This window comes from Mycobacterium sp. TH-M11 (assembly GCF_057473725.1).
Genome location: NZ_JBYCLD010000041.1, coordinates 1 through 8,732, shown reverse-complemented (window position 1 = coordinate 8,732; position 8,732 = coordinate 1). Strand labels below are relative to the sequence as shown.

Here is an 8,732-nt window from a genome sequence, read left to right as displayed (position 1 = left end):
ACACGGCTTCGGCTGCGTGCCGGACCACCGCCTGCGCCCCGCTTGGGCCTACTCCAGCCAGCTGCTGCGCATCCCGCCCGGACGGCTCGACGACCAGCTGGTCTTCATCAACCAGGGCCGCGCCTATCCCGGTCTGCTACTGGTGGCCTACGAGCATGACGCCTGGATGCTGTCGATCGCCCGCCACGGTGACTACGGCTCTCCCCCAAGAAATTTCACCGCCATGCAGGTAGCGGCCAGGCAGATGCTTCCGGCATCGATCATGGCCGGGCTGCGCGACGCCAGACCGGTGGGCGATATCGCGGTCTCTCATGACACCGGTGCACTGTGGCGCCGCTACCACCAGATGACGCGCTTCCCCGAAGGGCTGGTGGTGATCGGCGATGGGCTCTGCCGGCTCAATCCGCTACACGGACAAGGGATGACGGTGGCAGCATTGCAAGCGCTGGCGCTACGTGACTGTCTGGCAGCCGGTGGTCCGGACCTGTCGCAGCGATTCTTCCGCGCGGCGGCCGCCCAGATCGGACCGATCTGGGCGGCGAACGCCGCCCAGGATCGTCCCGCTGCCGACGACCACCCGCACCCGATTCGCCGCCGGCTGGGCGGGTGGTTCACCGAAGCGGTAGGGACCGCCGTGTCCCGCGACATCGCCGTCACCGAGCGCGTCCTACGGGTGCGCAACCTGGTGGATTCCCCAGCGCGGTTGCGCGATCCGGTGCTGCTGGCCCGCATCCTGCTCGCCAACCTGCGGGGACCCAGGCTCGCCTCATGACCGCCGACGAAACCGCGCTCCAAGAGCTGCTCGCCCGACAGGTCGGCGGCTGGAACTCGGGCGATGCCGCGGCCTATGCATCCGTCTTCACCCCCGACGCGGACTACGTCACTTTCCTGGGCGACCGCTACCAAGGTCGGGAGGCTATTGCCGCGGCGTATGCGCCGCTGTTCGCCAACCTGCTGCGAGGGACGCGGCTCGAACTCAAGGAATCTACTCTTCGGTTTGTGACACCGGATGTCGCGCTGATCCACTCACGTGCCGTCGTGACCAAGAGCGCGCAGGGCCGAAATCGGGGTGTGCGGATCAACACCAGTGTCGCGGTGCGAACTGGCACCGGCTGGCTGTTGGCCTGCTCGCAGAACACCACAGACCGGCGCCTGGCCCAAAAGCTGCTGCGCACACTGGTTTACCGACGCCACGACACAGGAGGCTCCCATGCTTGACGCCAGCTACCGGGCCGCGCGCGGCAGGATCAGCAGCCTGGCGGCCGGACTCACCGAGGACCAGCTGAGCCTCGCGGTTCCGGCGACTCCCGGATGGTCGGTGCACGATGTGTTGGCTCATCTGACCGGTGGCGCTGCAGACGTCCTGGCTCAACGGCTCGACGGCGCCCCGGGCGAATACTGGACCGCACGGCACGTGGCGGAACGGCGCGACCGCCCGGTCGGCGAGCTGCTCGAGGAGTGGGAGCGCGCCTCCCCGGCGGCAGAGGCGAGTCTTCCGGAGCGGTTCGCCGGGCCCAACCTCGCCGCCGACGCGATCTGCCATGAGGGGGACCTGCACGAGGCGCTGGGACTGTCGCGGATCGACCGCGAGCACTGGCAGCCGTTCCTGGACGTGTTGGGTCGCCTGCCCGGACGGCTGCTGCGTGATACCGCGGCGCTGGTGATCAGCGATGAACTGGGGCAGGAATGGCGTTGCGGCTCCGGAGAATCCGTGACCACTTTGCGGGCCGACGGCTACGAGCTGCTGCGCGGATTGTTCAGCCGGCGTTCCCGCGGTCAGATCGCCGGGTGGGACTGGTCTCCCGAACCGTCAGCGCACTTGGTCGACAACTTCGGCATTTTCGGCCATCGCGACGACGATCAGCCGATTCCCGTCTGCTGATTTTCAGGTAGCGGCCGGAACCAAATCGCCCGCGCACTGGTCTCGCCGAGCGACGGGACCACCGAAAACGCGAAACCATCGGGTTTGGTACCGGCGATGCTGAGGGTGTCGATGCGGCAGCTGGTGGCTTCGCCCGGTACCGGCGGCGCGGGCTGAATCCTGATGGTGAACTGGATGGAGTGGTTGGTGCCGCCGCCAATCGCCCTGGCGGTAGAGAAGCTGGTCCAGTTGAGTCTCACCGTAGGTGATCAGAGCGCATTCGGTTGTTCGGCCAAAGTTTCGGTGACATGCTCGCCGGATGGTTTGGGAGCGTTTGTCCGCCGCCGTCACTGGCCGTCGTTCCTGGCTCGTCGCGCTGGTTCCGATCCTGATCGCGGTCGCACTGATGGTGCTCAACAACGACAACGCGGCCGCGACCCAATCACCCGAGGCGCTGCCGGCCAACTCCGAATCCGCCCGCGCCGCCGCGGCGCTGTCCACCTTCGCCGGCGGGGAGCAGGCGACCGCGCTGTTGGTCGCCACCCGCAGCGATGGAGCGCCACTGACACCGGCCGACATCGCGGCGGTGCATGCGGCCCGCGACCGCATGGCGCAGGTGCCGCAGGTGCTCGCCGGCCCCGCCCCGCCGGTACTGCTGTCCACCGACCGTCAGGCGGCCCTGGCGACCGTGCCGTTGACTGCCGAGTTGTCCGGTTTCGCACTCACCGATGCCGTCAAAGCGTTGCGGGCGGCGGCTGCCGACGGCCTGCCACCGACACTGTCGACCCACATCACCGGCGGACCGGCGTTCGGTGCCGACATCGCCGATGCCTTCACCGGCGCCAACGTCACCCTGCTGGCGGTCACCGCATTGGTGGTGGCGCTGCTGTTGATCGTCACCTACCGTTCGCCGGTGTTGTGGCTGGTACCGCTGATGGTGATCGCGTTCGCCGATCGGGTAGCCACCGTGGTGGGGTCTGATGTCGCACGCGCAGCGGGCGTGACCTTTGACGGCTCCACCGCAGGCATTACCAGCGTCCTGGTCTTCGGGGCCGGCACCAACTATGCGCTGCTGCTGATTTCACGCTATCGCGAAGAACTGCGAACCGAACCCGAGCATCGCGACGCGCTGCGACGTGCGGTGGCCGCAGCCGCCCCGGCGATCCTGGCCAGCAATGCCACTGTGGTGCTGGCGCTGCTGACGCTGATCTTGGCGGTCACCCCGAGCACCCGCAGTCTCGGGATCTGCGCCAGCTGTGGGCTGGTTGTGGCCGCCGTGTTCGTGCTGTGGGTCTTGCCTCCACTGCTGGCGTTGGTCGGCCGGAAGGTGTTCTGGCCGTTCATTCCCCGGGCCACAGGTGATGCGGTGACGCAGGTGGGACCGTGGCACCGCGTCGCCGAGGCCGTCTCACGGCGTCCGGTCTTGGTGTGCACGGCGGCGATCGCCGTCCTGGCGGTATCGGCCACCGGCCTACTGGGCGCCGGGATCGGCTTGTCGCAGACCGAGCAGTTCCGGTTACAGGCCGACTCGGTGACCGGATTCGACACGCTGGCAGCACACTTTCCGGACGGCGCGGCCAGTCCTACCGTCGTGATCGGCGCCACCGCCCGGTCGCAGCAACTCAAACAGGCGATCACCGCCGTCCCCGGCGTCGTCTCGGTGGTCCAGACGGGCGTTTCCGAGACCGGACGAACCATGTGGTCGGTGGTGCTCGACGCCGCTCCGGCAACAGAAATGGCTTTCAATACCATTGCTGGCCTTCGTCATTCGGTCGGTGCGGTAGATGCACGCACGCTGGTGGGTGGCGCCGACGCACAGGCCTTCGATGTGCGCGATGCGGCCGTGCGCGACCGCGCGGTGCTGATCCCGCTGATCCTTTTGGTGGTGCTCACCGTGCTGTTCGTGCTGCTTCGGGCGGTGTTGGCCCCGCCGGTCTTGGTGACGGCGACGGTGCTCAGCGCACTCGCCGCGCTCGGGTTGGGTTGCTGGGCCAGCCTGCACCTGTTCGGATTTCCGGCGCTGGACAACAGCACTCCCCTGTTCGCATTCCTGTTCCTGGTAGCCCTGGGCGTGGACTACACCATCTTCCTGGTGACCCGCGCCCGCGAAGAGACGCCCGCACACGGCACCCGCGACGGGATGGTGCGCGCGGTATCAGCCACCGGCGGAGTCATCACCAGTGCCGGCATCGTGCTGGCCGCGGTGTTCTGCGTGCTCGGGGTGCTGCCGTTGATCGTGCTGACCCAGCTGGGCATCATCGTCGGACTCGGAATCCTGTTGGACACGTTCGTCGTTCGCACCCTGGTGATTCCAGCGCTGTTCTCACTGATCGGCGATCGGGTCTGGTGGCCCAATCTGCCACGCTGACCTCTACAGTGCCGACCAGATCGACTGGGTCTTGAGGTGGCCGTCGACGCCCTGGTAGCCGAACCCGTGGCCCATTCCAGATGGTGACGACCGGTCCAAAGATCTCTTCCCACCGATCATGGCAATACCCGCAACGACGCGTTTGCACCTGCTTAGCATTCAAGACACGGCGCGGCCAACAGCGGGCATTGCGCCAGGCGGCGGCGACCGCGGCTACGGTTCCGGCTATGAATCGTCGTCGCACCTGGGCACGGAGGTTCTGATGCGCACCCGCGGTTGGGGCGGGAATGTGCCCGCCAGCGACGAGGAGGCGGTGGCACGGATTCTGCGCGCCACTCGCCAGACCATCGACGAACGGGGCGAGCAGACCAGCATCGCCGACGTCGCACGCACGCTCGGCGTCACCCGGCAGACGGTCTACCGTTACTTCCCCAGCACCGAGGAGCTGCTGACGGCAACCGCCGCCGACGGCGCCGGCGCCTTCCTGGACCAGCTCGCCGCAGCCCTGTCGGGAATGACCGATCCCGGCGAAGCGGTCGCCGAGGGCGTCGCGCTCACCCTGGAGCGCCTCCCTCACGACCCCTATCTTGGCCTGCTGCTGCGCACTCAACAGGCCAGCGCCTTCGCCGTGACCGTCACGACCGACACCGGCCGCAGCTTCGGGCACTCCCTGCTGGAGCGCCTCGACGTCGACTGGACCGGATTCGACGATCAGGGCATCGACGACATTATCGAGATGGTGCTGCGCACGCTGCAGTCATTCATCCTGGCGCCGCTGCCGGCATCGGGCGACGAACTACGTCGCCTGCTGCGCCGGTGGATCGCCCCGGCGGTGAGCGCCGCGCGCAGCGCTAGGCCGGATCGCACGTCAGCGAGTAGGTGACGCCGGTCAGATCTTCGGCGACCGTCCACAACCGCCGCTGCGCGTCGGCGTCACAGGCTCGGCCGGCGGCCTGAACCTGCACCGGCGGGCCGATCTGCTCGAAACGCCCGCCCGGTCCGTAGAACTGACCACCCGTGGCGGCCGGGTCGGTCGCCGCCCGCAACATCGGCAGCGCCCCCTCAGCGGGGCCTTGAGTGAACCAGCCCGTCAGATAACGAGACCGGCTGTTGAACACCCAGCGGACCGCCCGGGACTGCCCACGCAGGATCGAGGTTCGGGTGCCACCCGGGTGCGCCGCCAACGCGATCGCCGGACTGGCAGCCGATTCCAGCCGCCGCTGCAGTTCATAGGTGGCCATCAGTTGGGCAAGCTTGGACTGGGTATAGGCCCTCGCCGGAGTGAACGACGTCGCCAACTGCAGATCATCGAATGCGATCCGGCCACTGCGGTGGGTCTTGCTGCTCACCGCGATGATCCGTCCCGCCGCGGAGGCGAGTACGCGATCGAGCAGGAGTCCCGTGAGCGCAAACGGCCCAAGGAAGTTCGTGCCGAAGTCACCTTCGAAGCCGTCGACCGTCAGGTGCCGGGTCTGGTGCATGACACCGGCGTTGTTGACCAGGATGTCGATGACCGGGTACCCGACCCGGAGCTCGTCCGCGCAAGCACGTACCGACGCCAGGTCACTGACGTCCAGATGGACCACGTCGACACGTGCGGCCGGAGCCGATCGGAGAATATCTAGCCGGGCCGCGGCAGCCGCGTCGGTGTTGCGGCAAGCCAGCACGACCGTGGCGCCCAGAATCGCCAGTCCCCGCGCGACTTCGAGGCCGACGCCGGTGTTCGCGCCGGTCACGACGGCTACCCGGCCGGCCTGCGAAGCACCCTGGTCCGGTAACCATCCGGACGCGGTCATCTACCCGCGGCCCGCCGTCGCGAAACGCTGGTCGGTGTAGCGGCGCAGGTTGACCAGGAAGCGGCGGAACCCCAGATTCATCAGTGGCCCGCTGATCGGCGAGAACCACGCTGCCGGCCCGGTCAGCCGATTGGCCAGGGTCCAGGTGAGCCGGCATCCCTGCGGGGTGGGCTCGATGATGTAATCCTCGACAAACACCGCCAACGCCGAGGTCGAACTCGCGTTGAAGCGAAATGCCATGTGTTTTCCCGGTTTCCAAGCCAGGAATTCCTCGTCTCCGACGATGCCGCCGCGCATGTCGACGACGCGGGTGGTGCCGATACCGTGCGGTTCGGGGCTGGTCCAGGTCACCTTGGTGATGACACTCGCCCAGTGCGGCCAGGCTTCGGCGTCGGCCAGCACCTCCCAGATCTCATCGGGCGTGACGGCCAGGTCAACGCTGTTGCTGAACCGCTGCGGCGCACGCTCGAGGAAATCGAGGCCGACCTGCTCACACGGATGCATCCGAGACAACTGCTGGTTCCTTTCGGTGGTGGCCTACTAGCGCGCTCCACGCACCAGACGCCCAGGCCGGGCACCGGTGTCGGCGCCGTTACGCCGGGTGACGGTACCGTTGACGATCGTCGCAACATACCCGCTCGCCCCCTGCAGCAGACGGCGCCCGCCGGCCGGCAAGTCATAAGCCATCCGGGCCGGCTGCAGGGTCAGCGCATCCATATCGATCACATTGATGTCGGCCTTCTTGCCGACCTCGATGACCCCGCGGTCATTGAGTCCGAACAGCTGCGCGGTGTCGCGGCACTGTTTGCGCACCACGTACTCCAAAGGCAGCTTGTCGCCGCGATGCCGATCGCGCGCCCAATGTGTCAGCAGGTAGGTGGGATAGGAGGCATCACAGATCATTCCGCAATGCGCGCCGCCGTCGGAGAGACCCAGCACGCCGGCGGGGTGGGTGAGCATCTCGCGGATCGCGTCGTGGTTGCCGTCGGCGTAGTTGAAGAACGGCAACATCAGCATCGAGCCGGCGTCGGCCGCCAGCATCAGGTCATACAGCGTCGCCAACGGATCATCGCCGCGCGCCGCGGCGATCGCTGCCACCGAGCGCTCCGGGGTCGGCTCGTAGTCCGGCGGGTCACCCAGGTCGTAGATGCGGTGCAGGGAATGCTGGACCAGCGCAAACATCGCGTCGAACTGCAGAGACGGATCCACCGGCAGGTCGTCTTCGGACAGGATCGCCGCCTTGACCGCCGGTTCAGCGAGGCGCTGCGCGAGTTCGGCGCGGCTGCATTCGGCCTTCAGCCGGCGGTAGGTGGGGCGGTGGGTGAACGCGTGATGCCCGGGGAAGCCCAGCAACATGCCGAACGGTCGCGCGGCGATCTGCGGGTACAGCGCGCTGCCGGCCTGATGGGCGGCCGCGGAGATATCCAGCTGTTCGCGCCACAGATTCGGGTCGGCATCGACCTGAATCAACGCGAACGACACCGGCCGATCAATCTCGGCACCCAGGCGCTGCATCCATTCGAGCTCTTTCTTGGGCGCAACGATGTCCTCACCGGCCGCCCCCTGCGGCGCCAGTTCGAAGACCGCCTGTCCGCCGGCGGCCATGGCCCGGCCCAGGCCAAACAGTTCATCTTCGGCGGCGAACGTGCCCGGTACCGGCTCGCCGTCCATGGCCCGGTGCGCCAGGGTGCGTGACGTCGAGAATCCCAGCGCCCCAGCCTCAATGGCCTCCTGCACCAGCCGGCTCATCGCCGCGATGTCGTCCGGGGTGGCCGGCTCGTTGCGGGCGCCGCGGTCTCCCATGGCGTAAGCACGGATCGCGCCGTGCGCGACCTGGCTGCCGACGTCAACGGCGAGACTCTGACGCTCGAGTTTGTCGAGGTACTCGGGGTAGCTCTCCCACCCCCAGGTGATGCCTTCGGTCAGGGCGGTGCCAGGGATATCTTCGACTCCCTCCATCAGTTTGATCAGCCACTCCTCGCGGCCCGGCCGAACCGGGGCGAAGCCGACCCCGCAGTTACCAGTGACCACCGTCGTCACACCGTGACCGCTGGACGGCTCCAGCAGACTGTCCCAGCTGACCTGCCCGTCGTAGTGGGTGTGGATGTCGACGAACCCCGGTGCGACCACCTTGCCGGTGGCATCGATCGTTTCGGTTGCCGGCCCGGTCAGCCCCGGATCATCGGCTCCGGTGCGGCGCTGGACGGCCACGATGCGTCCGTCCCGGACACCGACGTCTGCCAGGTAGCGCTGTTCTCCCGTTCCGTCAACGACGGTGCCACCGGTGATCGTGAGGTCGTACACAAAGGGCTCCTTTGGTCGTAGCGGCCAGTGCTCCCGGCACCATCATGTCGAGGTTGACCGCTTTTGGGAGGTGCTTTGACCATCAGATGCGCCGAGCCCGTGAACAAAATCTCCGGCAGGACCGCACCTGGAATCGCCCCCAGCCGGCGGCGGCCGAACGCCAGACATCCCAGACCGCAAGCGGTCTGGGATGTCTGGTTCGTCGGTCAGTTCAGCCGGTTGTTCCTCAGAACCCGAGGAAGCCCAGTGGATCTACCGAGGTGGCCATCGCCGACGCCGCGTCCAGCCCGGTGAAGGCGGCACCCGGGTCCAGCGGCGCGGCGGCGTCGATACCGCCGAACAGCGAGTCCAGGTTGATGTCGCCCGACGGCGTCACCAGCGTGTCGGTGACGGTGTCGGCGGC

The 8,732-nt window shown here is 67.6% G+C and carries 8 protein-coding genes and 1 pseudogene; 5 read left to right on the top strand and 4 right to left on the bottom strand.

The window, feature by feature from the left end; all coding sequences use genetic code 11:
* From AC2VOG_RS01730 to AC2VOG_RS01720, 3 genes and pseudogenes are all read left to right on the top strand, one after another.
* Window positions 1-772: pseudogene (locus AC2VOG_RS01730) on the top strand (hypothetical protein); the annotation flags it as partial.
* Window positions 769-1,218, top strand: coding sequence for an SgcJ/EcaC family oxidoreductase (locus AC2VOG_RS01725; RefSeq protein ID WP_486938190.1), 450 nt, complete (start codon window positions 769-771; stop codon window positions 1,216-1,218). The pseudogene AC2VOG_RS01730 and the gene AC2VOG_RS01725, both read left to right, overlap by 4 nt.
* The gene (locus tag AC2VOG_RS01720) at window positions 1,211-1,882 is read left to right on the top strand and encodes a maleylpyruvate isomerase family mycothiol-dependent enzyme (RefSeq protein ID WP_486938189.1); all 672 of its coding nucleotides are present in this window, start codon (window positions 1,211-1,213) and stop codon (window positions 1,880-1,882) included. Before AC2VOG_RS01725 ends, AC2VOG_RS01720 begins: the two co-directional genes overlap by 8 nt.
* Here the strand turns inward: AC2VOG_RS01720 and AC2VOG_RS01715 are convergent.
* Window positions 1,861-2,121: a hypothetical protein gene (locus AC2VOG_RS01715; RefSeq protein ID WP_486938188.1), complete on the bottom strand. Its 261-nt coding sequence runs from the start codon at window positions 2,119-2,121 to the stop codon at window positions 1,861-1,863. The two genes, AC2VOG_RS01720 and AC2VOG_RS01715, sit on opposite strands and share 22 nt — an antisense overlap.
* Before the next feature lie 59 nt (window positions 2,122-2,180).
* Here AC2VOG_RS01715 and AC2VOG_RS01710 point away from each other — a divergent pair, with 59 nt between their 5' ends.
* Together AC2VOG_RS01710 and AC2VOG_RS01705 are read left to right on the top strand one after the other, a co-directional pair.
* Complete coding sequence (locus AC2VOG_RS01710) at window positions 2,181-4,229, top strand: MMPL family transporter (protein ID WP_486938187.1); 2,049 nt, start codon at window positions 2,181-2,183, stop codon at window positions 4,227-4,229.
* Window positions 4,230-4,491: 262 nt separating this feature from the next.
* Window positions 4,492-5,112 carry a TetR/AcrR family transcriptional regulator gene (locus tag AC2VOG_RS01705; protein WP_486938186.1) on the top strand — a complete coding sequence of 207 codons (621 nt, stop codon included), beginning with the start codon at window positions 4,492-4,494 and terminating at the stop codon, window positions 5,110-5,112.
* Here the strand turns inward: AC2VOG_RS01705 and AC2VOG_RS01700 are convergent.
* The 3 genes from AC2VOG_RS01700 to AC2VOG_RS01690 are packed head-to-tail and all read right to left on the bottom strand — an operon-like array spanning window position 5,081 to window position 8,329.
* On the bottom strand, window positions 5,081-6,025 hold the full coding sequence (locus AC2VOG_RS01700) for an oxidoreductase (protein WP_486938185.1): 945 nt from the start codon (window positions 6,023-6,025) through the stop codon (window positions 5,081-5,083). The two genes, AC2VOG_RS01705 and AC2VOG_RS01700, sit on opposite strands and share 32 nt — an antisense overlap.
* On the bottom strand, window positions 6,026-6,529 hold the full coding sequence (locus AC2VOG_RS01695) for an SRPBCC family protein (protein WP_486938191.1): 504 nt from the start codon (window positions 6,527-6,529) through the stop codon (window positions 6,026-6,028).
* A gap of 36 nt (window positions 6,530-6,565) precedes the next feature.
* Entirely contained in the window at window positions 6,566-8,329 is a 1,764-nt protein-coding gene (locus AC2VOG_RS01690; protein ID WP_486938184.1) for an N-acyl-D-amino-acid deacylase family protein, read from the bottom strand.
* Window positions 8,330-8,732 lie beyond the last annotated feature (403 nt).